1 pseudogene is annotated in these 424 nt (G+C 34.7%); it reads right to left on the reverse strand.

The annotated features are described in order from the left end of the window. Positions 1-25: 25 nt before the first annotated feature. A pseudogene (locus E1171_RS23145) lies at positions 26-424 on the reverse strand (TMF family protein); the annotation flags it as partial.

A 424-nucleotide genomic window follows, 5' to 3' on the forward strand; every position in this document is an offset into this window, starting at 1 on the left:
AGCCACCTACTCGATTATAAGCTGGTTATTCTTTAGCCTTTAATGTTTTTATTTCTTCCTCTAAATTTTTAAGCTTTTTGGATTGCTCTTGATATGCTTCGTTTTGATTTTTAATTTGTTTATTTTGCTCAATCACATAAAGAGTCAGTTCTTCGATTTTTTGAAGCAATTTAGCATCCATATCCCCTAAATTTATTCCTTCTTTTTCCACCTCTTCAGCTGAAGGAATGTCTGGTAAATGTTTATTTATGGAGATAAAATTTTCTAGGCTGGAAAGGGAAGGTAACTCGTAGTTATCTTCGAAAACAAAATCAGCCCAATAATTAGCCTTTACCTGTATTTCTTCAGCTCCTATTTTCCCTTTGACAGCTAGTTTAAAGCCACGGGGCTCTGTTGTGCCAATTCCAACGTTTCCTTGATTGTT

The organism is Xanthovirga aplysinae (genome assembly GCF_009711365.1).
In the GTDB taxonomy this organism is placed as follows: domain Bacteria; phylum Bacteroidota; class Bacteroidia; order Cytophagales; family Cyclobacteriaceae; genus Xanthovirga; species Xanthovirga aplysinae.